The organism is Pseudomonas nicosulfuronedens (genome assembly GCF_005877905.1).
In the GTDB taxonomy this organism is placed as follows: Bacteria; Pseudomonadota; Gammaproteobacteria; order Pseudomonadales; family Pseudomonadaceae; genus Pseudomonas; species Pseudomonas nicosulfuronedens.
This window is the reverse complement of sequence record NZ_SWDV01000023.1, coordinates 96,923-123,098: the sequence shown is the minus strand read 5'-3', so window position 1 is coordinate 123,098 and position 26,176 is coordinate 96,923. Positions and strand designations below refer to the sequence as shown.

Sequence of the window (26,176 nt, the reverse complement as noted above, 5' to 3'; positions counted from 1 at the left end):
GATGACGGTCCTGCAGAGTCTTCCCGTGGCCCTCGGCCAATTGCCGGAGGTGACCCGGAAATTGGCTGAAGGCGCCGATGCCCTGGACCGCAGCGGCGAGTTCCCCCACGCCAACCTGGCCCTGCTGCAGCAGCACGGCCTGCTGGGGCTGGCGCTGCCGCCCGCGCTGGGCGGCCCCGGCGCGAGCCTGGGCGAGCTGCGCCAGGCGGTCGGCGCGGTGGCCCGTGGCGAACCCTCCACTGCCCTGGTGCTGTGCATGCAGTACCTGCACCTGCGTCGGCTGGCGGACAACCCCGCGTGGCCCGAGGCACTCAAGCAGCGGGTGGCCCACGAAGCGCTGGAGCAGGGCGCGCTGATCAACAGTCTGCGGGTCGAACCGGAGCTCGGTTCACCGGCGCGCGGCGGCCTCCCGCAGACCGTTGCCCGGCGGGTGGGCGACGGTTGGCGCCTGTCCGGCCACAAGCTCTACACCACCGGCATCCCTGGGCTGACCTGGCTGGCGGTGTGGGCGCGCAGCGACGAGCCGACGCCGCGCGTGGGCAGTTGGCTGGTGCGCCGCGACAGCCCCGGCATCCGCATCGTGGAAAGCTGGGATCACCTGGGCATGCGCGCCACCGGTAGCCATGAAGTGATCTTCGAGGACGTGCCGGTGCCGCTGCAGCATGCCGTCGGCCTGTATCCCCATGACCAGCCGCCGGCGCCGGACGAGGCGGTCGCCCGTGACTTCGCCCAGGCCAGCGCGGCGCTGCTCGGGGCCTTGTACGACGGTGTTGCCCATGCGGCTCGGGACTGGCTCGTGCAGTGGTTGCGCGAGCGGGTACCAGCCAGCCTCGGTTCGCCGCTGGCGAGCCTGCCACGGGTGCAGGAAGCCGTCGGCGGCATCGACCAGCTGTTGCTGCAGAATCGTCTGTTGCTCGATGCGGCCTGCCGCGACTGGCTCAGCGCCAGCGAGTCCGGGCTGATCAAGGTGTCCGTCACCGACAACGCCATCGCGGTGGTCGAGAAGGCCCTGGAACTGACCGGCAACCACGGCCTCAGCCGCCACAACCCGTTGCAGCGGCATTACCGCGATGTGCTGTGCGGACGTGTCCACACCCCACAGAAGGACAGCGTCTGGATCGCGGCGGGGAGGGCTGCCTTGAGCGCCTGACTCCCCCCATCACCGAATTGAAGAAACGGCCATATCGGCGACCGCACCGGCGGAACGGATAGCCCCAAGACACAACCTTGGCTTGCGTTCGCAGCCCTGTGGAGATTGCCCATGAAACGAACCTTGCGTGTCCTCGCCGGCATGCTGGCCGCGACCTTGCTGGCCGGCGCCGCCAGCGCCGCCGAACCCCTCACTCTGCGCCTGGGAGATGTGAAGGGCGACCGCTATGCCTCGCTGCGCGCCTCCGGCGAACTGGAGAACCTGCCGTACAAGCTGGAGCTGTCGGCCTTTCCCTCCGGTGCTCCGGTCCTCGAGGCGCTGAACGCCGGCGCCCTGGATATCGGCTTCACCGGCGATATTCCATTCCTCTTCGTGTACGCCGCCGGCGCTCCGCTCAAGGCGGTGGGCGCCTGGCACTTCAACCCGGCGACGGTGGCGCTGGTGGTGGGCAAGGATTCGCCGATCCACTCGGTGGCCGACCTCAAGGGCAAGCGCATCGCCGTCAACCGCGGCGGCTGGGGGCACTTCATGGCCCTCGGCGCGCTGCGTCGTGCCGGGCTCAAGCCGGAAGACGTGACCTTCTCCTTCCTCGGCCCGGTGGACGGCCGCGCCGCCCTGGTGCGCGGCTCGGTGGATGCCTGGGTGCCCTGGGAGCCCTACACCTCCAGTGCCGTGCTGCTGGACGGTGCGCGGGTGATCGACAACGGTGACGGCATCATGACCGGCTATTCCTACGCACTGGCCAGCGACGCCGCGATCGCCGCCAAGCAGGAGGCGATCAGCGACCTGATGACCCGCCTGGCTCGCGCCCAGGTCTGGGCGCTGCAGCATCCGGACGCGTTCGCCGCCGCGCTGGCCAAGGACCTGAACATGCCGCAGGAAGTGACCCGGCGTTGGGTGGGCGAGGCGCGCATCAGCCCCATCGTGTTCGACGAACGCATCGCTGCGACCCTGCAGAAAGCCGCCGATTTCTTCCATGGCGAGGGCGTGCTGCCCAAGGCGCTGAATGTTTCGCCGGCCTTCGATTTCAGCCTCTCGCGCGGCGCCGCCGAGGTGGCCCGCACCTTGCCCGCCGACCTTGCCGTCGGCCAGCGCTGAGGAGCCTTCCATGCACAAGATCCTGAGCCTGTTCCTGCTGCTGGGCCTGGCTGCCGGCCAGGCTTTCGCTGCCGAGCGCGTGACCCTGCGCCTGGCCGACCAGAAGGGCAACATGCGCGCCCAACTGGAAGCGGCCGGTGCCCTGAAGGACCTGCACTACGACATCCAGTGGTTCGAGTTTCCCGCCGCCGCGCCCCTGGCCGAGGCGCTCAATGCCGGCGCCGTCGACGCGGGCATCATCGGCGATGCGCCGCTGCTGTTCGCCCTGGCTGCCGGGGCGCAGGTAAAGGCCATCGCGGTGGACAAGTCCGATCCCTACGGCACGGCAGTGATCGTCGGCGAGGACTCGCCGCTGCGTTCGGCCGTCGATCTCAAGGGCAAGCGCATCGCCACCGGGCGTGGCTCCATCGGCCACTTCGTCGCGCTCAAGGCGCTGGCGGCCGCCGGGCTGAGCGAGAAGGACGTGGAGTTCCGTTTCCTCGGCCCGGTGGACGCGAAGATGGCCCTGGCCAACGGCTCGGTGGACGCCTGGGCGACCTGGGAACCCTACACCGCGCTGGCCGAGACTGCCGACAAGGCCCGCGTACTGGCCAACGGTCGTGGGTTGTGGGCGGGCAACAGCTTCCTCGCCGCGACTGACCAGGCGCTGGCTGATCCGGCCCGGCGAGCCGCGCTGCAGGACTATCTGCAACGACTGGCTGGGGCCCAACGTTGGGCCTACGAACACCTGGATGACTACTCGCGCAGCCTGGCGAAGATCATCGGTTTCCCCGAGGACGCCGCGCGCTTGCAGTTCGAGCGTCGGCAACTGCGTTGGCAGGCGCTGGATGCGCAAACCCTCGCGCAGCAGCAGGAAACCGCGGACTTCTATCAGGCCCACGGGCTGATCCCCCAGCGCCTGGACGTTGCCCCGACCTTCGCCGTCGGCTTCGCGGTGGAGCAGGGGCCTACAGTCGGCGCGCGGCAGCCGTGACGGTTCTCAGCTAAGGCGAAAAGGTTATTTAACCTTGGAGTTGTGCTTGGATATGGTTCTAAGTGCCGCTCCGGCCGCCGTCTCTCCGGCGGTGCAACGGGGCCTCCCGAGCCCCGTTTCCCGCTTCAGTTTTCCCGTGCGTCAACGCCCAGGCCGCTGATCCTCCCGTCTTCCCGAGGTGTCCATGAGCGTCGCCCCGTTCCGGCTGGCCGCGGCCCGGCCGGTTGCCCCACCCATTCCCAGCGCTGCCGGTACCTGGGCCCGTGCCCTGCGCGAGTCCGGTCTGTTGCGCTTGTCCTTGCCGGCCCAGTTGGGCGGCAGTGGCAGTCCCTGGCGCGACACCCTGCAGACCCTGCGGGATCTCTGCGAGCGCGATGGCGGGCTGGCCCGGCTGTTCGCCGTGCACCACCTGCAACTGGCCCGGGTGAGCCTGCTGGGCAGCCTCGAGCAGGTGCAGCGCCTGCTCAACCTGACCCTGCTGCGCGAACCGCTGTGGGGCGCGCTGGGTGATGGTCCGTCCCTCCAGGCAGCCGAGCATGTTCGCGGGGGATTCCGCGTCAACGGCGTCGAGTGGGACGGTTTCACCGTTGAAGCCGCCGATTGGCTGGTGCTGCGTGCCTGGCACGAGCCCTGCCGCGATTACCTTTACGCCGCGTTGCCTACCCGTCGCGCGGGCCTGGTGCTGCGCTCCGGCGCGCACTGCAACGAACTGCGCCTGCACCCGGAGGACATCCTTCTGCCGCCGGGATTGGCGATCACTCCGCGCCGTTTGCTGTGCGATGGGTTGGCGCTGCTGCTGGAGGCCAATGTCGCCCTCGGCCTTGCCCTGCACGCGACGCAACGCCTGGAGCTACCTCCCGGGCAGGAGTTGTCGCGGCTACTCGGGTTGGGGCTGGTACTCAGCGAGCAGGCGGCGGCGCAACTGGACGAAGACATCGCGGCAGGCGCGTCGCTGAGCTTCAGCCGCAGCAGCCACTTCTCCAACCTGGCCATCCAGGCCCTGGCGGTGGCCCGCGAGGCGGTGCAGACCAGCCTCCGTGCGGAAGGCCTGAGGGCCCGGCTGCTGGGGGCTGCACACTGACCGGGGGTAAATCCGTCCGGTATTAGTTAAGAACTAAAAATTATTTATTTTGGTTTTTTTATATCTGTAATCTTCGCTCTACCGGACCACCGGACTCATCCAGCGTCACCTGACCCGTCCAGTGGTCCGCCTCGCTCTGCGGGCGGCCAACCCGTACCCGAGGAGCCGTATCCATGTCCCGCAGTCAATTCCTGCGCCGTTTTGCCGTCGGCCTGAGTGCCTCTGTCGTCCTCTTCGGCGCCCTCAGCGCGCAGGCCGAACAGACCCTGCGCATCGGCTTCCAGAAGTCCTCCACCCTGCTCACCGTGGTCAAGGCCCAGGGCAACCTGGAGCGCGAACTGGGCAAGCAGGGCATCAAGGTCACCTGGCATGAATTCCCCAGTGGTCTGCCGCTGCTCGAATCCCTCAACGTGGGCAACGTCGACCTTTCCGCCGACGTCGCCGACACCGTGCCCGTCTTCGCCCAGGCTGCTGGCGCGCAGCTGACCTACTTTGCCCGTGAAACCCCGTCGCCCACCGCGCAGTCGATCCTGGTGCCACACGATTCGCCGCTCAAGTCCCTGGCCGATCTGAAAGGCAAGCGCATTGCCGTGACCAAGGCCGCCGGCAGCCATTACCTGCTGATCGCCGCGCTGCAGAAGGCCGGGCTGAAGTTCTCCGACATCCAGCCGGCGTACCTGACTCCGGCCGATGGCCGCGCCGCCTTCGAAAACCACAAGATCGATGCCTGGGTGACCTGGGACCCTTATGTCGCCAGCGCCCAGCGCCAGCAGAACGCCCGCGTGCTCGCCGATGGCCAGGGCCTGGCCAGCTACCAGCGCTACTACCTGGCGTCCACCGAGTACGCCAAGGCGCACCCGGAAGTGTTCAAGCAGGTCTTCGTCGAACTGCAGAAGACCGGCCGCTGGGTGAAGGAGCATCCCACCGACGCTGCCAAGGTGCTCGGCCCGCTGTGGGGCAACCTCGATGTCGCCACGGTCGAGCAGGCCAACGCCCGCCGCAGCTACGACGTGCAGCCGGTGCGCAAGGACGGTCTCGACGAACAGCAACGCATCGCCGACGCCTTCTATGCCGAAGGCCTGCTGCCCAAGCCCGTCGACGCCCGTGCGGTGCCGGTATGGCAACCGGACGTGGCAAGCAACTGATCCACCTTTGCCGCCGCTCCGCCGGAGCGGCCCGTCACGGCCCGGCTGGCCGCCTTCGTACGCATTCCCAGGAGCTCCACATGAAACACATCAGTGCCCCGCGCCGCCTGCTGGCCGCGCTTGCCCTGGTCGGCGTCGCTGGCGCCGCCCAGGCCGACATCACCCTCGGCTACCAGACTGGCATCGACCCGACCAAGGTGCCCCAGGCCGACGGTACCTACGAGAAGGTCATCGGCGAGAAGCTCGACTGGCGCCGCTTCAACAGTGGCCCGGAAGTGGTCGCCGCCATCGCCTCGGGCGACGTGCAGCTGGGCAACCTCGGTTCCAGCCCGCTGGCCGCCGCCACTTCGCGCGGTCTGCCGATCGTGGCCTTCATCGTCTCCGCGCAGATCAACGCCGCCGAGGCTCTGGTGGTGCGTAACGGCAGCAAGATCGAGAAGCCCGAAGACCTGGTCGGCAAGACCATCGCCACGCCCTTCGTCTCCACCTCTCACTACAGCCTGCTGGGTGCACTCAAGCACTGGAAGATCGACCCCTCGAAGGTGAAGATCGTCAACCTCAACCCCACCGAGATCGCCGCCGCCTGGCGCCGTGGCGACATCGACGGTGCCTTCGTCTGGTCGCCCGCCCTGGGCGAGATCAAGAAGTCCGGCAAGGTGCTGACCGACGCCGCCGAAGTGGGCCAGTGGGGCGCGCCGACCTTCGAGGTCTGGGTCGCCCGCAAGGACTTCGCCGAGAAGCACCCGGAAGTGATTGCCAAGTTCGCCAAGGTGAGCCTGGATTCCTTCGCCGACTACAACGCCCACAAGGCCGAATGGACTGCCGATTCCGAGCAGGCGAAGAAGATCGCCCGCCTGACCGGCGCCGATCCGAAGGACGTTCCGGAGCTGCTGGCCGGTTCCGCCTTCCCCGAGGCCCAGGCGCAGCTGTCTTCCGCGCTGCTGGGCGGCGGCACCGCCAAGGACATCGCCGGTACGGCTGAATTCCTGAAAGAGCAGAAACGCGTGCCGTCCGTGCTCAAGGACTACTCGCCCTACGTCAGCGCCGAGTACGTGCGCCAGGCGGAGAGCGTGCAGGTCGGGCAGCGCTGAGGTCCTGTTCTTCGTAGGAGCGAGCTTGCTCGCGAACCCCGGCTTGCTCCGAAGCTCAGGCGGGTTCGCGAGCAAGCTCGCTCCTACAGAAAAGCGCTACGTAATTCTTCTCACCCTACGGAGGGCAGAACATGAGCCGTCTGACGGCCGAGGCGGTCAGCCTCACTTTCCAGCAGCGCGGACGCGAGCGCGTCGTACTGCAGGACCTCACTCTCAGCCTGGCCAAGGGCGAATCCCTGGTGGTGCTCGGCCCGTCCGGCTGCGGCAAGTCCAGCCTGCTCAACGTGCTGGCGGGCTTCCAGGCGCCGGACAGCGGCCGCGTGCAGATCGATGGCCGGACCCTTGAAGGCCCCGGCGGTGAACGCGGCGTGGTGTTCCAGGATGACGCGCTGATGCCCTGGCTCAATGCCCTGGATAACGTCGCCCTGGGCTTGCGCATTCGCAGCGTCGGCGCTGCCGAGCGCAATGCCCGTGCCCACGAAGTACTGAAGCTGGTAGGCCTGGGCGAGCACGCGGACTACCGAATCTCGCAACTGTCCGGCGGTCAGCGGCAGCGTCTGGGCCTCGCCCGCGCGCTGGCGGTGGAACCGGATTTCCTGTTGCTCGACGAGCCTTTCGGTGCCCTAGACGCGCTGACTCGCGAGCGCATGCAGGTGCTGACTCTCGACCTGTGGCGCAAGACCGGCAAGGGCCTGTTCCTGATTACCCACAGCGTCGACGAAGCGTTGTTCCTCGCCACTGACCTGGTGGTGATGGACGGACCGCCGGCACGCATCGTCAAGCGCCTGTCGCTGGACTTCGCTCGTCGCTATGCCGCGGGCGAGCCGGTGCGCAGCATCAAGTCCGACCCGGAATTCGCGCGTCTGCGCCAACTCCTCCTCGATGAGTTCCTCGAAGAACCGGAGGCCGAGCATGCCCACTGAAACTCTCGCCGCCAAACTCCCCGCCGCCGCGGCGAAAGCCCGCAGCGTGCCGGGTGATTACCGTCGCTGGGCCGCCGCCGGCAGCATCGTCGGCGTCTTCGTGCTCTGGTGGCTGGCCACGCACCTGGGCTGGGTCGACACCCTGTTCCTGCCCGCGCCGGAGCAACTGGTGGAAGCCTTCCAGCGTCTGCTTGCCGAAGGCTACGTCGATGCGTCGTTGTGGCAACACATCGGTACCAGCCTGCTGCGTGTGTTGCTGGCACTGGGCGCGGCGGTACTGACGGCCATTCCGCTGGGCATCCTGATGGGTCTCAACCCGCTGGTGGGCGCGGCCTTCGACCCGCTGGTGGAGTTCTACCGCCCGGTGCCGCCGCTGGCCTACCTGCCGCTGATCGTCATCTGGTTCGGCATCGGCGAGCTGTCCAAGGTGCTGCTGATCTACCTCGCGCTGTTTGCGCCGTTGCTGATCGCCACCGCCGCCGGCGTGCGCCGTGTGGACAAGTCGCGGATCCAGGCCGTGCGCTGCCTGGGCGCCAGCCGCCTGCAGGTGGTGCGCCACGTGATCCTGCCCAGCGCGCTGCCGGATGTCCTGACCGGCCTGCGCATCGCCCTGGGCGTGGGCTGGTCGACCCTGGTCGCCGCCGAGCTGATCGCCGCCAACCGCGGCCTGGGCTTCATGGTGCAATCCGCCGCGCAGTTCCTCGCCACCGACGTGGTGGTACTGGGGATTCTGCTGATCGCCGCCATTGCACTGACTTTCGAGCTGGGCCTGCGCTGGGTGCAGAAGCGGTTTGCTTCCTGGGAGTAATGCAACCGAGAGCAAAGGCCCCTCTCCCTAACCCTCTCCCGCAAGCGGGAGAGGGGACTGTCCTGAGTGGCTTCGATACCTCTGCCTCATGGATGAGTCTGCGCGGCTGAAGGGGTTGACCGCCCTTTCCGAATACACCGAACAAGCCCCCTCTCCCTTCAAGGAGAGGGGTGGGGAGAGGGCGCCTTTCCCCGTGAACCTCACGAGAGAACACGAACATGACCACCCTGACCATCGAACCCATCAGCCCGGCCCTCGGCGCCATCGTTTCCGGCGTGCGCCTGGCCGATCCGCTGGACGACGCGGCACGGCGCCAGATCGAGCAAGCCCTGCTCGATCACCACGTACTGTTCTTCCGCGACCAGCCGTTGACACCGACGCAGCAGGCGAACTTCGCCGCGCGCTTCGGCGACCTGCACATCCATCCGATCTACCCCAGCTCGCCTGAGCAGCGCGAGGTCATCGTCCTCGACACCGCCGTCACCGATGTGCGCGACAACGCCATCTGGCACACCGACGTCACCTTCCTGGAGACACCGGCGCTGGGCGCCGTGCTGGCCGCCAAGCAGCTGCCGCCCTACGGTGGCGACACCCTGTGGGCCAGTGGCATCGCGGCGTTCGAGGCGCTGTCGAAACCGCTGCAGCGGTTGCTCGACGGACTCACCGCGACCCACGACATCAGCAAGTCCTTCCCCCAGGAACGCTTCGGCGCCACCGACGCGGACCTCGCGCGTCTCGAAGAAGCGCGCAAGAAGAACCCCCCGCGCAGCCATCCGGTGATCCGTACGCATCCGGTCACCGGGCGCAAGGCCCTGTTCGTCAGTGACGGCTTCACCACCCGCATCAACGAGCTGGAACCGGCGGAAAGTCGCGCCGTCCTCGACCTGTTGTTTGCCCACTTCGCTCGCCCGGAGTTCACCGTGCGCTGGCGTTGGAGGGAGAACGACGTGGCTTTCTGGGACAACCGTGTGACCCAGCATTACGCGGTGGACGACTACCGCCCGCAGCGCCGCGTGATGCACCGTGCGACCATACTGGGCGACAAACCGTTCTGAGTTCGCCACACGGAATTGGCGGTTTGATTTGTAGGAGCGAGCTTGCTCGCGAACCGCATAACTCTGGAGTCATTCTGGAATCCGTTCGCGAGCAAGCTCGCTCCTACAGACGTCGCGGCGACTCGGAAATTACCGTCATCCCCGTGACTTAAGGCAACAAAGCCGCACCGCAGACCGCATTCGTCGCCATTCTGGGTCGCGGTGGATGGCGCACTGTCCTACGCTTTGGCAGTTTCGCTTCATAAAGAGATTGCCTACATGCAAGAACGGATTCCCGACGAGTCCAACCTCGCCGAGCTGACGGTTCGCGGCCTGATCCTCGGCGCGCTGATCACCGTGGTGTTCACCGCTTCCAACGTGTACCTCGGCCTCAAGGTCGGCCTGACCTTCGCCTCGTCGATTCCCGCTGCGGTCATTTCCATGGCCGTGCTGCGCTACTTCTCCGGCTCCAACATCCTCGAGAACAACATGGTGCAGACCCAGGCCTCGGCGGCCGGCACCCTGTCCTCGATCATCTTCATCCTTCCGGGTCTCCTGATGATCGGCTACTGGAGCGGCTTCCCGTTCTGGCAGACCGCGGCGATCTGCTCCATCGGCGGCATTCTCGGCGTGCTCTACACCATTCCGCTGCGTCGGGTAATGGTGGTGCAGAGCAGCCTGCCCTATCCCGAAGGCGTGGCGGCAGCGGAGATCCTTCGCGTCGGCAGCCAGGACGAGGAGGAGGAGAAAGCCGGCAAGCCTGCGAAAGCCGGTGGCCCCGGCCTGCGCGACATCATTGCCGGCGGCGTGGTTGCCGCTGCTTTCAGCCTGCTCAGCAGTGGCTTCAAGGTGCTCGCCGAAGGTTTCAGCTTCTGGATCACCGCCGGGCAGGCGGCGTTCCGCCTGTCCACCGGCTTCTCCCTGGCCCTTGTCGGCGCCGGGTACCTGATGGGTATCACCGCCGGCATCGCCATCCTGATCGGCGTGGTCATCGCCTGGGGCGTGGCCGTGCCGCTGCTCTCGGTGAACAGCGTGCTGGCCGCCGGGCAGAGCCTGCCGGAGCTGGCCACCAAGCTGTGGAGCAGCCAGGTCCGCTTCCTCGGCGCCGGCACTATCGGGATCGCTGCGCTGTGGACCCTGGCTACCCTGTTCAAACCCATGGTGCAGGGTGTCTGGTCGTCGCTGAGCGCCGTGCGCGGGCGTGGTGAGGTGAGTGACCTGCGCACCGAGCAGGACCTCTCCGCGAAGTGGATCGTCGCCATCGCCGGTTTCCTGCTCGTGGCGCTGTTCGTGGTGTTCTCCTACTTCCTCGGCGAGGCCGCACCGGACCTCAAGGGCTTCGGCTTCTGGGGCCTGGTGGCGGTCTGCGTGATCTTCGCCTTCTTCTTCGGCTTCCTGATCGCCGCCGCCTGTGGATACATGGCTGGCCTGGTGGGCTCGTCGAGCAGCCCGATCTCCGGCATCGGCATCATCGCGGTGATCCTGGTGTCGCTGCTGATCCTGGGCGTCGGCTCGCTGGAAACCGGCTTCCTCGACCAGCAGGGCGGCAAGCTGGCCATCGCCCTGGCGCTGTTCACGACCTCCGTGGTGATCGCCATCGCGGCGATTTCCAACGACAACCTGCAGGACCTGAAGACCGGCTACCTGGTCGGCGCCACGCCGTGGCGCCAGCAGGTCGCGCTGATCGTCGGCTGCCTCGTGGGTGCACTGGTGATCCCGCCGGTGCTGGAGCTGCTGTTCAACGCCTACGGCTTCACCGGAGCCTTGCCGCGCGAGGGCATGGACCCGAATGCTGCGCTGGCTGCACCGCAAGCGACGCTGATGACGGCGATTGCCAGCGGGATTTTCCACAACGCGCTGAACTGGAACATGATCCTGATCGGCGTGGCGTTGGGCATCGCGCTGATCCTGGTGGACGTGCTGCTGCGCCGCACCGGCAAGGCCAGCCTGCCGGTGCTGGCGGTCGGTCTGGGCATCTACCTGCCGCCGACCATCGGCATGACCCTGGTGGTCGGTGCGGTGATCGGCTGGCTGCTGGAGACCGCGCTGGCCAAGCGCGCCGCGGCAGCCGGTGTCGACGCGGAGAAATTCTCCGACGAGCCCAGGCGCCGGGGCGTGCTGCTGGCCTCCGGCCTGATCGTTGGCGAGAGCCTGATGGGCATCCTGCTCGCCGCCATCATCGGCACCACTGGCTCTGCCTCGCCCCTGGCCCTGGTCGGGGGAAGTTTCGAGGACACCGCGCAGTGGCTGGGGTTGGTGGTCTTCGTGGCGATCTGCGTGCTGTTCTACCGCAAGGTACTGGGCGGCACGCGCGGCTGATCCTTCGCCTCGATGTGAAAAAGGCGCCTGCGGGCGCCTTTTCCATGTGGGTTTTTCGTAGGAGCGAGCAAGCTCGCTCCTACAAGGGCATGTGCAAGTCCGGACCTAGCGCACCAGATGCAGGAACTGCAGGTGGCGCTCGTACTGGTCGAGCATGTCGTTGATGATCTGCTCCTTGCTGTACCCCATCAGGTCGTAGTCCTGGCTGCCTTCGGAGAGGTGCACCTCGGCGCGGAAGTAGCGGCGGTTCTTCAGGTGCAACCCGCCCATGCCGGCACGGGCGAAGGAGGGGGTGAAGTAGCCGCGCATCGAGACCTGGTAGAGGAACGGATGCTGCGCGCCGTGGCCGATCTCCAGGCCGATTTCCAGGTTGCTCAGGTCCAGGTCCGAATCCACCTGCAGGCCTTTCTCGCGGAACACCTCGGAGACCGCGGCGATCGCCGGGCTGACCACGTCGACCATGTAGCGGTACACCTCGTCGCGGGTGGGGAAGTGCACCGCCTGGGAGATGCGCCGCTTCCAGCCGCCGGGCTTGGCCGAGGGCGGCGGCGCCAGCGAGTGGGTGCGCGCGCGCTGGCGCTGGGACTCGAGATAGAACGCCTTGTGCAGGCCCCACATCATCAGCAGCAGGATCAGCGAGAAGGGCAGCGAGGTCAGCACCACGGCGGACTTCAGCGCATCGATGCTGCCGGCGAACAGCAGGCCGCCGGTCACCAGCGCGGTGGCTACGCCCCAGAACACCCGCAGCCATTTCGGACCGTCGTCGTCGGCGCTGCCGCCGTGGGCGGAAAGGGTGGAGAGCACCACGGTGCCGGAGTCCGCCGAGGTGACGAAGAAGACGAAGCTGACCAGTACCGTCACCGCGATCACCACGCGGCTGGCCGGGTAGTTCTGCAGCATCTGGTAGAGCGCCATGGACGGGTCGGCGATGGCCACGCGGCCCAGTTCGCTGAAGCCATGGTTGAGCACCAGGTCCAGCGCGCTGTTGCCGAAGATCGACATCCACGCCAGGGTGAAGCCCAGCGGGATGAATAGCACGCCGAAGACGAATTCGCGGATCGTCCGCCCGCGCGAGATGCGCGCGATGAACAGGCCGACGAAGGGCGCCCAGGCAATCCACCAGGCCCAGTAGAACACCGTCCAGCCTCCCAGCCAGTCGCTGCCGTCCTTGCCGTAGGCATAGAGGTCGAAGCTCTTGGTCGGCAGGGCGCCGAGGTAGTCACCGATGTTCTGGACCAGGGTGTTGAGCAGGTGCTGGGTGGGGCCGGCGAAGAGCACGAAGAGCAGCAGCGCGCAGGCCAGCAGCATGTTGATGTCCGACAGCAGGCGGATGCCCTTGTCCACGCCGGACACGGCGACCAGGATGGCCGCGCCCATCATCAGCGCGATCAGGGTCATCTGCACCGGATGGCTGTGGGCGATGCCGAAAAGGAAGTCCAGTCCTGCGTTGAGCTGCAGCACGCCGAAGCCCATGTCCGCGCCCAGGCCGAACACCGTGGCGATGATGCCGAAGCAGTCCACGGCGTAGCCGATAGGACCGTTGATGCGCTTGCCGATCAGCGGGTAGAGCGCCGAGCGCAACGCCAGCGGCAGGTTGTGGCGGTAGGCGAAGTAGGCCAGCGCCATCGCCACCAGGGCGAACACGCCCCAGCCGTGCAGGCCCCAGTGCAGGAACAGCAGCTGCATGGCCTGGCGCGCCGCCTCCGGGGTCCCGGCTTCACCTTGCGGCGGCTGGGCGAAGTGGGTCAGCGGCTCGGAGACGCAGAAGAAGAACAGGGTGATGCTGATGCCGGCGGCGAAGAGCATGCCGGCCCAGGACAGGTAGCTGAATTCCGGCTCGTCGTGGTCGGCACCGAGCTTGATCTTTCCATAGCCGGAAAGCGCGGTGACCACCACGAAGATCAGGTACAGCGTCATCGCCAGCAGGTAGTACCAGCCGACACTGTCGGCGGCCCAGGACTGTGCGGCGAGCAGCCATTCACCGGCCTGTTGTGGCTGGCTGATGACGATCAGGGCGAAGAGAAGGATCAGCGCAGCCGCACCGTAGAAGACCGGTGGGTTCATGCGCATGGAGGGGAGCGGTGTTACGGACGGAGGCGATTGTGCTGCGGACAAAACGGGCGGGGTTCCTCGACATTTTCCTTGAACAAGCATTCAATGAAAACACGGGAGGGCCCTGGAAAGCCAATCGGCGGGACCGATGGTCCCGCCGCCGGCCCTGTCAAAAGGGCCGAGCGGAGCGGGTACTGCTTTACTTGCGACGGTTCTTTTTCGCCTCACGGATCTCACGGCGTTCCGGGTCGGCCTTCGCGGGCGCGGTCAGGAAAGCGGTGGCGGCGAAGAAGTTAGCAAGAGCGGCAAAGCTGGTCACGATAGTCTCCAATGGCGCCGGGGAAAATGGGTCCCGACCGCCTGATAGCCATTTTCCCTGAAGATTGTGACGAAAAGAAGTGAATGGTCTTGATGATCGGTATTGATCTGGTCGATGAGACTGCTTTTATTTCTATCTGCGGGGAATCATCCTGATTTTGACTTCCTGCTCAGGAATCCCTCCTGCCGACCTGCGAGTCGGCAAAGCCTTTCACTGCGACCATTCGTCGCCAAAGATGAATCGGTTCAGCGTCGCTTCTGGCTTCGGCGCGATAAACGGCTGTCACCCGCGCGAAACAGGTCGGCACATAGCACAGTTCCCGAAGTAGAGCGTGTTCGAGCCTTAAAACTTGAACGGGTGTGCAATATTTAGTGAAAAACATGTGAAACGGCTATGGCGATTGACTTGCCGATTCCGTTAGTCTCCCCCGGCAGGACAAAAAACCACCAACAGGGAGCATCTCGAGATGGACTTCAAACGCATCGCCATTGCCACTGCACTCTTCGCTTCGCTGGCCGGTTGCCAGACCATGACCACCAACCAGGCCATCGTTCCGCTGCAAGCCGCTACCGCTCAGATGATCGGTCTGGCTTCCTCCGACGAGCTGGTTGTCAGCGACGTCAAAGCCGGCCAGCCGGACGCCCTGGGTGGCCAGGAACTCTCCTACGTCGCCACCACCACCAAAGGCCGCATCTTCAACTGCACCTCGCGCATGATGCCGGGCCTGCTGACCGATCCGGCCAAGCTGACCAACCCGTCGTGCACCCCGGTGGTTGCTCACTCGAACACCGCCACCAAGTAACACTACCTCGTTGCATGCTGTCGCCCGTGCGCGGCCCTTCGGGCCGCGTTGGCGACTACAGCGCGGCCTCCGGGCCGCGCTCGTGCTCCAGGCGTTGCAGCAGCGCACGCAGTTGCGCTTCGACGCCGGGCTGGCGCACCAGATGCTCCAGCGCCTCATCGCTGACTTTCGTCACGCCGCCTGACCCCGCTACGCCGCCTGAAAAGTTCAGGTGCTCCGGGCGAATTTCCTCGTCCGGGCTGACCAGCAGGGCGAAATGGATGACGTTCTCCAGCTCGCGAATATTGCCCGGCCACGAATAGCCTTCCAGCGCGCGCTGGGTGTCGCTGGCGATCTGCGGCACCGGCAGTTCCAGGCGTTGCGCATGCACGCCAAGGAAGTACTCGGCCAGTGGCTGGATATCACCGATACGTTCGCGCAGCGGCGGCAGCGTAAGGTTGCCGTCGTGCAGGTACTGCTGTAGCCCCTCGAGGAATTTTCCTGCTTTCACTGCCTGCCCCAGGTCGATGCTGGTGGCTGCGACCAGGCGCACATCCACCGGCACCGGCTCACGGGCGCCAACGCGCAGTACTTCGCGCTCCTGCAGTACGCGCAGCAGTTTCTGTTGCAGCGACAGTGGCAGGTCGGCGATCTCGTCCAGATACAACGTTCCGCCGTTAGCCGAGCCGAACCAGCCGGCGCGGCTGCCCACCGGGCCGTTGTGCGCTCCCGGCGCGTAGCCGAACAGCTCGGCGTCGGCGTAGTTGCGGCTCAGTGCGCTGCAACTCACTGCGACGAACAGGCCGGGACGTTCGCTGGCTCGGTGGATGTGGCGGGCCAGCAGCTCCTTGCCGGTGCCGGTCTCGCCGTGGATCAGCACCGGCTGCGGCAGCGGTGCCAGGCGCTCCACCTCGTCGCGCACCTCATGGGAGCGCGGGTCGAAGAACACCAGCGCCTTGGCGCGGATGCTCAGCGGGCTCTTGTCGGCGTCGGGGAAGGTCAGCAGCGGTAGCGGCGCGTGGGGTGCATTCATGGGGAATCTCCTTCTGTTCCTACAGCGCGTCCAGTGCTTGCAGGAAGTCGCGGACGATGTCCTCGCTGTCCTCGATGCCCACCGAGACACGGATGGTGCCGTCGTGGATATCCAGCGCGGTCAGGGCCTCGGCGGACAGCGCGCGGTGCGAGGTCTTGCCGGGGTGGGTGATGCTGCTGGCGACTCCCGCCAGCGATGGCGCGAAGGCGGCCAGTTGCAACTCGCCGATCAGCGCGTCGACCTGATCGAGGCCACCCTTGAGGGTGAAGCTCAACATGCCCGAATGGCCTTTGCGGAACAGCCGCTGCGCCAGCTCGAAGTCCGGGTGCGAAGGCAGGCCGGGGTAGAACACACGGGCGACCTGCGGGTGTGTTTCGAGGGCTTCGGCCAGCGCCTGGGCGTTCTGCGAGTGGGCCTTCATGCGCAGGGCGAGGGTCTTCGCGCCGCGGAAGTTGAGCCAGCTCTCGAAGGGGCTGGCGCTGCCGCCGGCGTTGATCTGGAAGCGCCGCGCGGCGGCGATCCATTGCGCCTCGCCGACCAGCGCGCCACCCATGGCGTCGCTGTGGCCGTTGAGGTACTTGGTGGTGCTGTGGATCACCAGGTCGGCGCCATCGCGCAGCGGCTGGTAGAGCACCGGCGAGAGGAAGGTGTTGTCCACCAGCAGCTTGAGATCGTGGCGATGGGCGAGATCGGCCAGTGCAGGAATATTGCTGATGCGCACCAGCGGGTTGGAGGCGGTTTCGGTGTAGATCAGCCGGGTGGTTGGCGTGATCGCCGCTGCCACTGCTGCCAGGTCGTTGAGGTCGAGCAGGGTGGCGGCGATGCCGAAGCGCGTCAGTTCCTTCTCGATCAGGCTCTGGGTGGTGCCGTACAGCTCGCGGCTGGCGATCAGGTGATCACCGGCGCCCAGTACACCCAGCAGCGCAGCGGAAATGGCCGCCATGCCGGAGGCGGAGAACAGCGCATCCTCGCCGCCCTCCAGCTCGCGCAGCAGCTCTTCCACAGCGCTGTGGTTGGGGTTGCCGATGCGCGTGTACATGTAGTTGTCGGGATTGCCGGCAAGGAAGTCGTCAACCTGCTCGAGGGAGTCGTAGACGAACACCGAGCTCTGGTAGATCGGCTGGCTCTTGGCGCGGGTGACCATGCGCCGGTCGACATCGTGGCCAGCATGCACGGCGCTAGTGGAGGGGCCTTTGGCGTGGTCGCTCATGGCAAGTCCTTGGGAAAGAAAAACGCCGGTGGAACTTGCCCACCGGCGTCGAAGCGGGTGCACTCGCGGTGCGCCCAGCGTGGGAGTCGTTGCGCCCGGCGCGTGGCCGGGCGACGGGTCAGAAGGCCGGCACCACGGCGCCGTTGTACTTCTTCTCGATGAAGGCTTTGACTTCCGGGCTGGTCAGGGCGGCGGAAAGTTTCTTCAGGGCATCGCTGTCCTTGTTGTCTGGACGCGCCACCAGGTAGTTCACGTAGGGCGAGTTGCGGTCTTCGAGGATCAGGGCGTCCTTCACCGGGTTGAGCTTGGCTTCCAGCGCGTAGTTGGTGTTGATCAGGTCCAGGTCGACCTGGTCCAGCACGCGCGGCAGCAGGGCCGACTCCAGCTCCTTGAACTTCAGGTGCTTGGGGTTCTCGGCGATGTCTTTGGGGGTGGCCAGGGCGTTGCTCGGGTCCTTGAGCTTGATCACACCGGCCTTCTGCAGCAGGAGCAGGGCGCGGCCGCTGTTGCTGCCTTCGTTGGGGATGGCAACGGTGGCGCCGTCAGGCAGCTGGTCGATGGACTTGTACTTCTTCGAGTAACCGCCGAAGGGCTCGACGTGCACGCCGGTCACGGTGACCAGGTTGGTGCCCTTGCCCTTGTTGAAGTTGTCCAGGTACGGCTTGGTCTGGAAGTAGTTGGCGTCCAGGCGCTTCTCGGCGACCTGCACGTTGGGCTGCACGTAGTCGGTGAAGACCTTGATCTCCAGGTCCACGCCTTCCTTGGCCAGGGTCGGCTTGATCAGCTCGAGGACCTCGGCGTGGGGGATCGGGGTGGCGGCGACGACCAGCTTTTCGTTGGCGAAGGCGGAGGAGGTGAAGGCAGCGGCGAGGGCGGTCAGAAGCAGCAGCTTTTTCATTGCGATGTCCTTGTGGGGCAGATGACCGCTGGCGTCCGGGCCGGCCGGGATGGGGCCTTCGTACGGGCGGTGGATTCTTTTTCCGCGGCTCACTCGGCAGCGGTTGCAGCGAAAGTTACCTGCTCCTGTTATTCCAATAAAATATTAATTTTTCATTTTCATATTCGATTTTGTTCATATGGTCGGCCAAGGCGTGACCTGAGACAAGCTGTCGCGCGACACCCCGTCGCGCGGCAACCCACCACTCCAGCCTGCGGGGGGCGGGCGCGTAATATCGATGCAGTTTCTTGAGCGGCGTCAATGCGGATGGTGATCCATTCTGATTGAGCGGCGAAAGAAATCCGAACCGACGAGAGATCGGTGGTCAGAAACACAGACATCACGCAAGAACGCCCTGCGCATGCGCAAGGTACGGTGCTCGACCCTTCCGTGGGGTTGGCGTCAGCCTGAAGAGGAATCGTCATGTTCGGATTAGAGGCGCTCGACCTGGCCCGGATCCAGTTCGCCTTTACCGTGTCCTTCCACATCATCTTCCCCGCCATCACCATCGGCCTCGCCAGCTACCTGGCGGTGCTCGAAGGCCTGTGGCTGAAGACCCATGAGGAGGTCTACCGCGACCTCTATCACTTCTGGTCGAAGATATTCGCCGTCAACTTCGGCATGGGCGTGGTCTCCGGCCTCGTCATGGCCTATCAGTTCGGCACCAACTGGAGCGCCTTCTCGGCCTTCGCCGGGAGCGTCACCGGCCCGCTGCTGACCTATGAAGTGCTCACGGCCTTCTTCCTCGAGGCCGGTTTCCTCGGCGTCATGCTCTTCGGCTGGCACCGCGTCGGCCCGGGCCTGCACTTCTTCGCCACAGTGATGGTGGCGATCGGCACGCTGATCTCGACCTTCTGGATCCTCGCCTCCAACAGCTGGATGCAGACTCCGCAGGGCCACGAGATCGTCAACGGCGTCGTGGTGCCGGTGGACTGGCTGGCGATCATCTTCAACCCGTCCTTCCCCTACCGCCTGATGCACATGGCGATTGCCTCGTTCGTCGCCACCGCCTTCTTCGTCGGCGCCTCGGCGGCCTGGCACCTGCTGCGCGGCCGCGACAACCCGGCGATCCGCAAGATGCTTTCGATGGCGATGTGGATGGCGTTGATCGTTGCGCCCATCCAGGCGATGGTGGGTGATGCCCATGGCCTGAATACCCTCAAGCACCAGCCGGCGAAAATCGCTGCGATGGAAGGCCATTGGGACAACAGCAGCGGCGAGCCGACCCCGCTGATCCTGTTCGGCTGGCCGGACATGGAGCGCGAGGAAACCCGCTTCAAGATCGAAATTCCGGTGCTCGGCAGCCTCATTCTCAATCACAGCCTGACCGAGCCGATCCCGGCGCTGAAGGACTTCCCGAAAGCCGACCGCCCCAACTCCACCATCGTCTTCTGGTCGTTCCGCATCATGGCCGGCTTAGGCATGCTGATGATCTTCGTCGGCCTGTGGAGTGCCTGGCTGCGCTGGCGCAAACGGCTGTTCGAGAGCCGTGCCTTCCTCCATCTGGTGTTGTGGATGGGGCCATCCGGCCTGATCGCGATCCTCGCCGGCTGGTTCACCACCGAAATCGGCCGCCAGCCCTGGGTCGTCTATGGCCTGATGCGTACCGCCGATGCGGTGTCCAACCACAGCGTCACGCAGATGAGCCTGACCCTGGTGATGTTCGTGGTGGTGTACTTCTCGCTGTTCGGCGTGGGCATTGGCTACATGATGCGCCTGGTACGCAAAGGCCCGGTCACCCATGAGGGCCGGGAAGCCAGCCATGGCGGCGCCGGCCAGAAACGCACGGCGGCGCGTCCGCTGTCGGCCACCGAAGAGGGCCTTGACGACGATGACACCACTGAAGCGGGGAGGAGCTGAGCCATGGGAATCGATCTTCCGCTGATCTGGGCGATCATCATCATCTTCGGCGTGATGATGTACGTGGTGATGGACGGGTTCGATCTGGGCATCGGCATGCTCTACCCGTTCTTCAAGGACGAAGGCGACCGTGACGTGATGATGAACACCGTCGCGCCGGTCTGGGACGGCAACGAGACCTGGCTGGTGCTGGGCGGGGCCGCTCTGTTCGGTGCCTTCCCGGTGGCCTATTCGGCCGTGCTCTCGGCGCTGTACCTGCCGCTGATCCTGATGCTGATGGGGCTGATCTTCCGCGGCGTGGCCTTCGAGTTCCGTTTCAAGGCGCGGCCCGCGAAGCGGCACATCTGGGACAAGTCGTTCATTGTCGGCTCCTTGGTGGCGACCTTCTTCCAGGGCGTGGCGCTGGGCGCCTTCATCGAGGGCATCCCGGTGGAAAACCGCGCCTTCGCTGGCGGTGCGCTGGACTGGCTGGCGCCGTTCCCGCTGTTCTGCGGCCTCGGCCTGGTGGTTGCCTACAGCCTGCTGGGCTGCACCTGGCTGATCATGAAGACCGAGGGGCAGTTGCAGGAGCGCATGCATGACCTGGCCAAGCCGCTGGCGCTGGTGCTGCTGGCGGTGATCGGCATCGTCAGCCTGTGGACCCCGCTGGCACACGCGGAAATCGCCCAGCGCTGGTTCAGCCTGCCGAACCTGTTCTGGTTCCTGCCGGTGCCGCTGCTGGTGCTGCTGACCTTCTACAGCCTGCTGCGCTCGGTGGCGCGCAACGACCACGTGAAGCCGTTCCTGCTCACCCTGGCGCTGATCTTCCTGGGCTACAGCGGGCTGGGCATCAGCCTGTGGCCGAACATCATCCCGCCGTCGATGTCGATCTGGGACGCCGCGGCACCGCCGCAGAGCCTGGGCTTCATGCTGGTGGGCGCGCTGTTCATCATCCCCTTCATCCTCGTCTACACCGCGTGGAGCTACTACGTGTTCCGCGGCAAGGTGAAGCACGGCGACGGCTACCACTAGAGGTGCGCAGCATGACTCACGAGGAGCAGGAAAAGGCGCCGCTGCGCAAGCGGCTGGGATGGCTGGTGCTGATCTGGGCGCTGAGCGTCGCTGGCCTGGGCGTCGCGGCTTGGCTGATGCGCCTGTTCATGAGCGCGGCGGGTCTGGGCACGCCGCACTAGTCCGCACAATCGTTCCCATCCGGGCGCTGTTCGCGGCGCCCGTTCCCACATCCCTCGCCGGTGCTTCCAGCGGGGGATTTTTTTGGCTGGGCTTTTCGTGGAAGCGAAGGGGAGCCCAGCTCGTAGGATGGCGTGGAGCGAAGCGATACCCATCGATTACTGCGCGAAAACGCTGATGGGTATCGCAAGCTCCACCCATCCTGCGGCCGGTGGTGTCCGGTGGCTTTAAGAGCGGACTCCGTCCTCGATCAGCTGAGGTTTGCTTGATCGAAGCGGCAACCTCAGTGCAACTTGTCGCGCTTGGCCAGGGTAGGGAACAGCTTCATCCATGCGCCGGTGACGACCAGTGTGCCGACACCGCCGAGCACTACCGCTGGCACGGTGCCGAGCCAGTGGGCGGTGAGGCCGGATTCGAATTCGCCCAGCTGGTTCGAGGCGCCGATGAACAGGCCGTTCACCGCGCTGACCCGGCCGCGCATCTCGTCCGGGGTTTCCAGCTGCACGAAGGCGCCACGGATGACCATGCTGATCATGTCCGCTGCGCCCAGCACCACCAGTACTGCCAGGGAGAACCAGAAGGAAGTCGAGAGGCCGAAGGCGATGGTGGTGACGCCGAACACGCCCACGGCGGCGAACATGATCCGTCCGACGTTGCGCTCGATGGGGAAGCGCGCCAGCCAGAACGACATCAGCAACGCGCCCACCGCCGGGGCCGAACGCAGCAGGCCCAGGCCCCAGGGGCCGGTGAGCAGGATGTCCTTGGCGAACACCGGCAGCAGCGCGGTGGCGCCGCCCAGCAGTACGGCGAACAGGTCCAGGGAGATGGCGCCGAAGATGTCCGGACGACTGCGGATGAAGCGAATGCCCGCCAGCAGCGATTCCAGCGTTGCCTTGCCTTGCGCGGCTGGCGCCTGGCGCGAGGGCAGGGTGAGCACCAGGGTGCAGGCGATGAAGTACAGCACGGCGGTGGGTGTGTAGACCCAGAAGGCGCCGAAAGCATAGAGGAAGCCGCCGAAGGCCGGCGCGGCGATGGTCGCTGCCTGCATGGCCGAGGCGGACGCCGCCACCGCGCGGGGGAACAGCGCGGTGGGCACGATGTTCGGCAGCAGCGCCTGGGTGGTCGGCATTTCGAAGGCCCGCGCGGTACCGAGCAGGAAGGCCATCACGAAGATCATCTCGCGGGTCACGTTGTCGGTGCTGGCGCCCACCACCAGCGCGACGGCGATCAGGCCCTGGCCGATCTGGCACAGCGAGGCGATGCGCCTCCGGTCATAACGGTCGGCGACGTGACCGGTGTGCAGCATGAACAGCACGCGCGGGGTGAACTCCACCAAACCCACCAGGCCGAGGTCGAGCACGTTGTGGGTCAGCTCGTAGATGTGCCAGCCGATGGCCACGGTGATCATCTGGAAGGCGCTGGCGGTGCAGACGCGTGCCAGCCAGAAAGCGAGAAAAGGGCGGTGACGCAGCAGGGACGTGGCTTCGGCGGTCATGGTGGGGTTCGCTGAGGGGGTTCGTTAGCGGGCTAAGCAAAGGCTGCGAAGCGTAGCACGGCGTAACACTTTTCCGCTTGTCGCCGGCGGATTGCGCTATTGGCGAATAGTCTCGACCCGTCGACTAAAATTTTCATCGCCGCGACAAGCTGCCCGATTGACTTTGCTTCGCACTATTGAGGTGCGTTAAAGTTGACAGAAGAGTCAGGTTTTACTGCAGGATCCTTCCTCCGGCGCCAACCCCGAGACGCCCGCGATTCCGCGGCCTCCGAACTCTCTCCAGCACCGAAAAAAACCACATGGGCGGGCCTTCACCGTCCAGAGGATGAACCATGTCCAACCGTGATATTTCCCGGCGCGCCTTCCTGCAAGGCGGGCTGATTGCCGGTGTCAGCGTGACCATGGCGCCGCTCGGCAGCCGGGCCTTCGCTGCCCTGATGGAAAACTCCGTCACCGTCTCCCCCCAGCAGTGGATGGGCCATGACGGCAAGGCGCGTTTCCGTAACGACGCGCTGTCCAAGGTCTGCGGCAACAAGGTGTTCGCCCGCGACATCCGTTCCAAGGACATGCCCGGCTGGCCGCAGCAGCAGGGTCACGCCATGCTGCTCAAGACCATCAAGGCCGACCGCATCTTCGACGGCATCGACCTCGCCTGGCTGGGCGCGGACCTTCAGCCCGACCGTATCGTCACTGCCGAGGACCTGGACAAGGACGGCATCGTCTTCCCCGAGGCCCATGCCCCGGATCCGCTGCTGCCGCGCGGCAAGGTGCCGATGTTCATCGGCCACCCGGTGGCCATCCTGATCTGGAACGACTTCGAGCGCTTCCGTCAGGCCAAGCTGAAGCTGAAGTTCAACGACAAGGCGATCCGCTACGGCGCGCAGGCGCCGCTGTACCAGGGCGATCCCTACGGCAGCTTCCGCTACGTGCGTGTCGGCGGCGCGACTTCGGCCGATCCGGACGAGTTCTCCAGTCTCAAGGACTCGATCCTGTTCCCGATGATCCGCGAGCGCAAACCGGTGTGGAACCAGCAGCCCAACCAGCACGGTGACCTCACCGAGCAGGGTCTGTTCTACGCGCAGAAGATCAAGGACCAGATCGAAAACCCGCCGGAGAACTGGCTGGTCTTCGACGAGCGCTACAAGACCCCCTCCATCGAGCCGGCCGCCCTGGAGCCGGACAACGGCAACGGCTGGTACGACCCGGCGAGCAAGACCCTGCACTTCGTGGTCGCAACCCAGTGCCCGTTCGAAGCAGCCTACGAGACGGCGCACATGATCGCCCCGTCGCGCTTCGGCCTGGCCAAGCTGAACATGCACCCCGGCTACACCGTGGGTTACGGCTCCAAGGACCACAACATCTTCGTCTACTACGCGGCCCTGGCTGCGCTGTACGGCAACGGTGTACCGGTGCGCCTGGCCAATGACCGCTACGAGCAGTTCCAGAGCGGCATCAAGCGCCACCCGTTCGACATCCGTTACCAGCTGGCGGTGGACAAGAAGGACATGACCTTCAAGATCTTCCGCACCGAGATGAGCGTGGACGGCGGCGGCCGCATCAACTACAGCCCCTCCGTGGCCGCTGTGGGCGCCACCGCCGCGCAGTCGATCTACTACATGCCGCAGAACGACCTGCAGGTGACCGCCTACCATTCCCGCGCCGTCGAGGCCGGTTCCATGCGTGGCTACGGCACCCTGCAGAGCATGGCCGCTACCGAGATGATGGTGGACGAGATCGCTGGTCGTCTGGGTGTAGACGCCATCGAGCTGCGCCGCGTCAACGCGCTGAAGTCGGGCATGAAGAACACCCAGGGTGCGATTCCTGCCGGCGCCCTGCGCCTGCACGAGATCCTCGACAAGGCCGCCGCCCACGAGTGGTGGAAGACCCGCGACGCACGCAAGAAAGAGATGGACGCCAAGGACCCGGACCACTGGTACGGCGTTGGCTTCGCCATCTGCCAGAAGGACTTCGGCACTGGCTCCGAAGCGCCCATGGCGAGCATCGAGTTCGATGCACAGGGCAAGGTGCACATGCGCCACATCGGCATCGAGATCGGCACCGGGATGTCCACCTCCCAGGCGCTGGTGGTGGCCGACTTCCTCGGCAAGCCGGCGGACGAGATGAAGACCGCCGAAACCGAGTGGCCGGAACTTCAGCTGCTCAGCGGCGAAGACCCCTACACCATGAGCCAGCCGACCCAGGACGAGAAGCTGCGCAACCCACGCTGGGTCGGCAAGTACGCCTCGGCGTCGTCGGCGACCAACTCGGCCTACTACTTCAGCCACGCCACCCGCGAAGCAGCACGCGTGCTGTTCAACCACGGCCTGTGGCCGGCGGCCCTGGAAATCTGGCGCCGCGGCCCGTTCAACGGCGCGGCCAACCCGCTGGTGGTGCGCCGCGAAGACGCGCACTGGGTGGACGGCAAGCTCACCGCCAACGGCCTGCAGCCGCTGTCGTTCGCCGAGCTGGCCCAGGTCGCTCACGAAAAAGGCCTGGTCACCGGTGCCACCGTCCACGGTTTCAACCGCTGGAGCTGGGCGGAGTGTGATTTCGTCATCGACGGCGTACGCGATCGCCTGCCCCTGGACGCCCTGGCCGTGAAATACGGCGACGGCGCACCGGGTGTGAAGAAAGCGCAGATGAGCAGCGCCGGTTTCCACCTGCTGGATCGCCAGAACGTGGCCTATCCGCCGGTGCAGCTGAACAACGCTGCCGTGACCTACTACAGCCCGGTAGCGACCATCGTCGAGTTGAAGGTGAACAAGGGCAACGGCGAGGTCAGCGTGCTCAACCACCACAGCTGGATCGAGTGCGGCCGCGTCCTGGTGCCGGAGCTGGTGAAAGGCCAGATCGAGGGCGGCACTGCCATGGGTATCGGCCATGCGCTGCTCGAAGACATGCCGCTGTACGAGGGTGGCCCGGGCGAGGGCGACTGGAACTTCAACCGCTACCGTCTCCCGAAGGCGAAAGACGTGGCCGTCTGGCAGCAGAGCTCGGAAATCCTTCCGCCGCTCTCGCCCAGCGACCCGTCCAAGGGCATCGCCGAAGTGGTGATGATCCCGGTGGTCGGCGCCATCAGCAACGCCGTGGCCCACGCCATCGGCAAGCGCGTCCGCGACCTGCCCATCACCCCCGCTCGCATCAAGGAGGCCCTCAATGGCTAACCGTCCGCTCAACCTGACCCTGAATGGTCAAACCGTCGGTCCGGTCGAGGTTCCCGAGGACCTGCCGATGATCGACTACCTGCACGAATACCAGAACCTCACCGGCTCACGCCTGGGCTGCGGCCAGGGCATCTGCCACGCCTGCGTGGTGATCGTCGACAACCCCGACGGCACCAGCGAGGAAGTACGCACCTGCATCACCGGCGCGCACTACTTCGAAGGCAAGAAGGTGCGCACCATCGAAGGCCACGCCAAGCGTGAGGAAGACGGTTCGGTGAAGGAGCTGAACCCGATCCAGCAGAAGTTCGTCGACCGCTTCGCCTTCCAGTGCAGCTACTGCGCACCGGGCTTCGTCAACGCCGCCACCGTGCTGGTGGAGAAGGCCCAGCGCCAGCCGCTGAAGAAGAGCGAGCTGGAATCGACCATCGAAGCGAGCCTCGGCCACCACATCTGTCGCTGCACCGGGTATGTGCGTTACTACGACGCCACCCGCGAAGTGCTGACCGATCTCGGCCTGGTCAAGGAGGGCTAAG

21 protein-coding genes are annotated in these 26,176 nt (G+C 65.8%); 16 read left to right on the top strand and 5 right to left on the bottom strand.

Going from position 1 to position 26,176, the window contains the following annotated elements; translation table 11 throughout:
- Position 1: 1 nt before the first annotated feature.
- The 10 genes from FAS41_RS18085 to FAS41_RS18040 all read left to right on the top strand — a co-directional run bounded on the left by FAS41_RS18085 (position 2) and on the right by FAS41_RS18040 (position 11,622).
- Entirely contained in the window at positions 2 to 1,150 is a 1,149-nt protein-coding gene (locus FAS41_RS18085; protein ID WP_138524625.1) for an acyl-CoA dehydrogenase family protein, read from the top strand.
- Between the two features lie 111 nt (positions 1,151 to 1,261).
- Positions 1,262 to 2,248 carry an aliphatic sulfonate ABC transporter substrate-binding protein gene (locus FAS41_RS18080; protein ID WP_138524623.1) on the top strand — a complete coding sequence of 329 codons (987 nt, stop codon included), beginning with the start codon at positions 1,262 to 1,264 and terminating at the stop codon, positions 2,246 to 2,248.
- Positions 2,249 to 2,258: 10 nt separating this feature from the next.
- Positions 2,259 to 3,221 (top strand): ABC transporter substrate-binding protein, encoded by a 963-nt coding sequence (locus tag FAS41_RS18075; RefSeq protein WP_138524621.1) that lies wholly within the window; start codon positions 2,259 to 2,261, stop codon positions 3,219 to 3,221.
- Between the two features lie 184 nt (positions 3,222 to 3,405).
- Positions 3,406 to 4,302, top strand: coding sequence for an acyl-CoA dehydrogenase family protein (locus FAS41_RS18070; protein WP_138524619.1), 897 nt, complete (start codon positions 3,406 to 3,408; stop codon positions 4,300 to 4,302).
- A 173-nt stretch (positions 4,303 to 4,475) separates the two neighbouring features.
- On the top strand, positions 4,476 to 5,447 hold the full coding sequence (locus FAS41_RS18065; protein ID WP_138524617.1) for an aliphatic sulfonate ABC transporter substrate-binding protein: 972 nt from the start codon (positions 4,476 to 4,478) through the stop codon (positions 5,445 to 5,447).
- Between the two features lie 80 nt (positions 5,448 to 5,527).
- The gene (gene tauA / locus FAS41_RS18060) at positions 5,528 to 6,538 is read left to right on the top strand and encodes a taurine ABC transporter substrate-binding protein (protein WP_138524615.1); all 1,011 of its coding nucleotides are present in this window, start codon (positions 5,528 to 5,530) and stop codon (positions 6,536 to 6,538) included.
- Positions 6,539 to 6,669: 131 nt separating this feature from the next.
- Positions 6,670 to 7,461 carry a taurine ABC transporter ATP-binding protein gene (locus tag FAS41_RS18055; protein WP_138524613.1) on the top strand — a complete coding sequence of 264 codons (792 nt, stop codon included), beginning with the start codon at positions 6,670 to 6,672 and terminating at the stop codon, positions 7,459 to 7,461.
- On the top strand, positions 7,451 to 8,269 hold the full coding sequence (locus FAS41_RS18050; protein ID WP_138524611.1) for an ABC transporter permease subunit: 819 nt from the start codon (positions 7,451 to 7,453) through the stop codon (positions 8,267 to 8,269). The genes FAS41_RS18055 and FAS41_RS18050 overlap by 11 nt, the downstream gene beginning before the upstream one ends.
- A gap of 218 nt (positions 8,270 to 8,487) precedes the next feature.
- Positions 8,488 to 9,324, top strand: coding sequence for a taurine dioxygenase (gene tauD, locus FAS41_RS18045; RefSeq protein ID WP_138524609.1), 837 nt, complete (start codon positions 8,488 to 8,490; stop codon positions 9,322 to 9,324).
- Positions 9,325 to 9,582: 258 nt separating this feature from the next.
- The gene (locus FAS41_RS18040; protein ID WP_138524607.1) at positions 9,583 to 11,622 is read left to right on the top strand and encodes an OPT family oligopeptide transporter; all 2,040 of its coding nucleotides are present in this window, start codon (positions 9,583 to 9,585) and stop codon (positions 11,620 to 11,622) included.
- A 105-nt stretch (positions 11,623 to 11,727) separates the two neighbouring features.
- Here the strand turns inward: FAS41_RS18040 and betT are convergent, their stop codons facing one another.
- Positions 11,728 to 13,686 (bottom strand): choline BCCT transporter BetT, encoded by a 1,959-nt coding sequence (gene betT, locus FAS41_RS18035; RefSeq protein WP_138524679.1) that lies wholly within the window; start codon positions 13,684 to 13,686, stop codon positions 11,728 to 11,730.
- A 773-nt stretch (positions 13,687 to 14,459) separates the two neighbouring features.
- Here betT and FAS41_RS18030 point away from each other — a divergent pair.
- Positions 14,460 to 14,795 (top strand): hypothetical protein, encoded by a 336-nt coding sequence (locus tag FAS41_RS18030; RefSeq protein WP_138214175.1) that lies wholly within the window; start codon positions 14,460 to 14,462, stop codon positions 14,793 to 14,795.
- A 55-nt stretch (positions 14,796 to 14,850) separates the two neighbouring features.
- Here the strand turns inward: FAS41_RS18030 and FAS41_RS18025 are convergent, their stop codons facing one another.
- From FAS41_RS18025 to FAS41_RS18015, 3 genes are all read right to left on the bottom strand, one after another.
- Positions 14,851 to 15,807, bottom strand: a complete 957-nt coding sequence (locus FAS41_RS18025; protein WP_138524605.1) for a sigma 54-interacting transcriptional regulator — start codon at positions 15,805 to 15,807, stop codon at positions 14,851 to 14,853.
- Between the two features lie 19 nt (positions 15,808 to 15,826).
- Entirely contained in the window at positions 15,827 to 17,017 is a 1,191-nt protein-coding gene (locus tag FAS41_RS18020) for a trans-sulfuration enzyme family protein (protein ID WP_138524603.1), read from the bottom strand.
- Between the two features lie 118 nt (positions 17,018 to 17,135).
- Entirely contained in the window at positions 17,136 to 17,915 is a 780-nt protein-coding gene (locus FAS41_RS18015; RefSeq protein ID WP_138524602.1) for a MetQ/NlpA family ABC transporter substrate-binding protein, read from the bottom strand.
- Between the two features lie 462 nt (positions 17,916 to 18,377).
- On the opposite strand from FAS41_RS18015, the gene FAS41_RS18010 reads away from it, so the two are divergent.
- Genes FAS41_RS18010 through FAS41_RS18000 form a run of 3 tightly spaced genes read left to right on the top strand, consistent with a single transcriptional unit; the run spans position 18,378 to position 20,986 of the window.
- Positions 18,378 to 19,814: a cytochrome ubiquinol oxidase subunit I gene (locus tag FAS41_RS18010; protein ID WP_138524601.1), complete on the top strand. Its 1,437-nt coding sequence runs from the start codon at positions 18,378 to 18,380 to the stop codon at positions 19,812 to 19,814.
- A gap of 3 nt (positions 19,815 to 19,817) precedes the next feature.
- On the top strand, positions 19,818 to 20,825 hold the full coding sequence (cydB, locus tag FAS41_RS18005) for a cytochrome d ubiquinol oxidase subunit II (RefSeq protein WP_138524600.1): 1,008 nt from the start codon (positions 19,818 to 19,820) through the stop codon (positions 20,823 to 20,825).
- A gap of 11 nt (positions 20,826 to 20,836) precedes the next feature.
- Entirely contained in the window at positions 20,837 to 20,986 is a 150-nt protein-coding gene (locus tag FAS41_RS18000) for a DUF2474 domain-containing protein (RefSeq protein ID WP_037007166.1), read from the top strand.
- Positions 20,987 to 21,267: 281 nt separating this feature from the next.
- Here FAS41_RS18000 and FAS41_RS17995 read toward each other — a convergent pair whose 3' ends face one another.
- Positions 21,268 to 22,479: an MFS transporter gene (locus tag FAS41_RS17995; RefSeq protein WP_138524599.1), complete on the bottom strand. Its 1,212-nt coding sequence runs from the start codon at positions 22,477 to 22,479 to the stop codon at positions 21,268 to 21,270.
- A 332-nt stretch (positions 22,480 to 22,811) separates the two neighbouring features.
- Between FAS41_RS17995 and FAS41_RS17990 the strand changes: the two genes are divergently transcribed.
- Together FAS41_RS17990 and FAS41_RS17985 are read left to right on the top strand one after the other, a co-directional pair.
- Positions 22,812 to 25,643 carry a xanthine dehydrogenase family protein molybdopterin-binding subunit gene (locus FAS41_RS17990; RefSeq protein WP_138524597.1) on the top strand — a complete coding sequence of 944 codons (2,832 nt, stop codon included), beginning with the start codon at positions 22,812 to 22,814 and terminating at the stop codon, positions 25,641 to 25,643.
- Complete coding sequence (locus FAS41_RS17985; protein WP_024764769.1) at positions 25,636 to 26,175, top strand: (2Fe-2S)-binding protein; 540 nt, start codon at positions 25,636 to 25,638, stop codon at positions 26,173 to 26,175. The genes FAS41_RS17990 and FAS41_RS17985 overlap by 8 nt, the downstream gene beginning before the upstream one ends.
- Position 26,176 lies beyond the last annotated feature (1 nt).

Coding starts and splice junctions, on each gene's coding strand:
- FAS41_RS18085 (WP_138524625.1), top strand. CDS start 2: ATGACGGTCCTGCAGAGTCTTCCCGTGGCCCTCGGCCAATTGCCGGAG.
- FAS41_RS18080 (WP_138524623.1), top strand. CDS start 1,262: ATGAAACGAACCTTGCGTGTCCTCGCCGGCATGCTGGCCGCGACCTTG.
- FAS41_RS18075 (WP_138524621.1), top strand. CDS start 2,259: ATGCACAAGATCCTGAGCCTGTTCCTGCTGCTGGGCCTGGCTGCCGGC.
- FAS41_RS18070 (WP_138524619.1), top strand. CDS start 3,406: ATGAGCGTCGCCCCGTTCCGGCTGGCCGCGGCCCGGCCGGTTGCCCCA.
- FAS41_RS18065 (WP_138524617.1), top strand. CDS start 4,476: ATGTCCCGCAGTCAATTCCTGCGCCGTTTTGCCGTCGGCCTGAGTGCC.
- tauA (WP_138524615.1), top strand. CDS start 5,528: ATGAAACACATCAGTGCCCCGCGCCGCCTGCTGGCCGCGCTTGCCCTG.
- FAS41_RS18055 (WP_138524613.1), top strand. CDS start 6,670: ATGAGCCGTCTGACGGCCGAGGCGGTCAGCCTCACTTTCCAGCAGCGC.
- FAS41_RS18050 (WP_138524611.1), top strand. CDS start 7,451: ATGCCCACTGAAACTCTCGCCGCCAAACTCCCCGCCGCCGCGGCGAAA.
- tauD (WP_138524609.1), top strand. CDS start 8,488: ATGACCACCCTGACCATCGAACCCATCAGCCCGGCCCTCGGCGCCATC.
- FAS41_RS18040 (WP_138524607.1), top strand. CDS start 9,583: ATGCAAGAACGGATTCCCGACGAGTCCAACCTCGCCGAGCTGACGGTT.
- betT (WP_138524679.1), bottom strand. CDS start 13,686: ATGAACCCACCGGTCTTCTACGGTGCGGCTGCGCTGATCCTTCTCTTC.
- FAS41_RS18030 (WP_138214175.1), top strand. CDS start 14,460: ATGGACTTCAAACGCATCGCCATTGCCACTGCACTCTTCGCTTCGCTG.
- FAS41_RS18025 (WP_138524605.1), bottom strand. CDS start 15,807: ATGAATGCACCCCACGCGCCGCTACCGCTGCTGACCTTCCCCGACGCC.
- FAS41_RS18020 (WP_138524603.1), bottom strand. CDS start 17,017: ATGAGCGACCACGCCAAAGGCCCCTCCACTAGCGCCGTGCATGCTGGC.
- FAS41_RS18015 (WP_138524602.1), bottom strand. CDS start 17,915: ATGAAAAAGCTGCTGCTTCTGACCGCCCTCGCCGCTGCCTTCACCTCC.
- FAS41_RS18010 (WP_138524601.1), top strand. CDS start 18,378: ATGTTCGGATTAGAGGCGCTCGACCTGGCCCGGATCCAGTTCGCCTTT.
- cydB (WP_138524600.1), top strand. CDS start 19,818: ATGGGAATCGATCTTCCGCTGATCTGGGCGATCATCATCATCTTCGGC.
- FAS41_RS18000 (WP_037007166.1), top strand. CDS start 20,837: ATGACTCACGAGGAGCAGGAAAAGGCGCCGCTGCGCAAGCGGCTGGGA.
- FAS41_RS17995 (WP_138524599.1), bottom strand. CDS start 22,479: ATGACCGCCGAAGCCACGTCCCTGCTGCGTCACCGCCCTTTTCTCGCT.
- FAS41_RS17990 (WP_138524597.1), top strand. CDS start 22,812: ATGTCCAACCGTGATATTTCCCGGCGCGCCTTCCTGCAAGGCGGGCTG.
- FAS41_RS17985 (WP_024764769.1), top strand. CDS start 25,636: ATGGCTAACCGTCCGCTCAACCTGACCCTGAATGGTCAAACCGTCGGT.